Source organism: Methanocalculus sp. (genome assembly GCF_029762515.1).
Lineage (GTDB): Archaea > Halobacteriota > Methanomicrobia > Methanomicrobiales > Methanocorpusculaceae > Methanocalculus.
This window is the reverse complement of record NZ_JARVGN010000504.1, coordinates 1-1,399: the sequence shown is the minus strand read 5'-3', so window position 1 is coordinate 1,399 and position 1,399 is coordinate 1. Positions and strand designations below refer to the sequence as shown.

At 50.9% G+C, this 1,399-nt stretch carries 2 protein-coding genes; one reads left to right on the top strand and one right to left on the bottom strand.

Annotation, left to right across the window (positions count from 1 at the left end; translation table 11 throughout):
- Positions 1-672 (bottom strand): DRTGG domain-containing protein (locus QCH34_RS12655; RefSeq protein WP_300334659.1); only part of this gene is annotated, 672 nt, incomplete at its 3' end.
- A gap of 161 nt (positions 673-833) precedes the next feature.
- Here QCH34_RS12655 and QCH34_RS12650 point away from each other — a divergent pair.
- Positions 834-1,399, top strand: a 566-nt coding sequence (locus QCH34_RS12650) for a hypothetical protein (RefSeq protein ID WP_300334658.1), incomplete at its 3' end; no start/stop codon positions are given.

The window sequence follows — 1,399 nt, the reverse complement described above, 5'->3', positions numbered from 1 at the left end:
AACTCCCTGTGATTTTGCGGCATTGATCGCCCGCTCTCCTATGGGAGCGCCATCTGCAATGATCAAAAGGGCGATTTTTGCCTGGATGAGGGCAAGCTGTGAAGGCTCGTTATCTCCCACAATGGCGATATCATTCTGTGTCAGGCGGGAGAGGGTGACATGCAGGGCATCTATTGAGATATAGACATTTCCTTCGAGGAGATCACGGTTCCGTACAACCACTTCAGCCTCAAGGATCCGTGCCAGTGTCTCGATCTTAATCGGGAGGACAGAGAGGGGCTCGATCCGGGTACGGCGGACATATGCCCGTGCCAGTCCGTGTTCTGAGACAAGGCCGACAAATGATCCTTCTGAATCAGTTATCGGAATGTTCCTGACATCCTGCTCCTCCATCATATCGACCACATCGATTGTGGGGAGATCCTTCTGTGCGCTATGGGTGTAGGTGAACGGGATATCGGCAACTGTGGGTTCAACTGATTCAACAAGGGCAGGAGCCTCAACTCCGAAGTGGGAGAGGACATAGGCTGTCTCTGCCATGATCTCACCACATCGTGCAGGGATGTACCTGCCGGGATCCTGCTGGTTCAGATATTCGGAATATCCGATTGCACTACATATGCTGTCAGTATCCGGGTTTTTATGCCCGATCACATAGATTCTGTTTGTCATAGTCTCCCTTCCCCTCTCCCCGGTGAAGCCGGCTCCCTGCTGTATAGGAAATCTGTAGATCCTTTCTCATTAATGGTGATATGTCTTGCCCTGATCGGCAGATCCGGAGCCAGAGGGGAAGCTTTATCTTTATATCCCCTGATATTCTGGCGTGTGGTCTGATGACAGGTGATCTGGCTGATTCTTCAGAAGTAATGAACCATGCTCCATGTACGGTATTTCAGAGTCAGTTTGCAGAGATACAGGACGTGATCAATCTTTATCGTTCACATAAACGGGAGAATGTTGCTATCATCGGCCTTCCCTATTCTGGTAAGAGCACCCTGATATCCGCGGTTCATGATGTATATGCGAGTGATGTCTATCTTGTAGAGTATGGATCACAGATAACCAGTAAAAGGGATCTTCTGGATTACCGGTCATCGAAACCGATCTTTCTTATGGACGGCTGCCAGCACCTCTTCTCCCGGCATATCGGGGGTTTTTCGGCACTGGATGATTTCCTCACAGAGGTTGTCACCTCATCCTCCCTCTTCATAACAACCTGGAACCTCTATGCCTGGAATTATCTCCGGAGGATCCGGGAGGTGGAGCGGATCTTCCCCCGGACCATCTTAATCCCCCCTCTCTCGGATACCGGGATGCGCCAATGCATTCTGCAGGAGTATACCGATGCCGAGCTTCAGTTCATCGGCGGAGTGGAGGTGGAGCTCCCGTCAATTGTCCA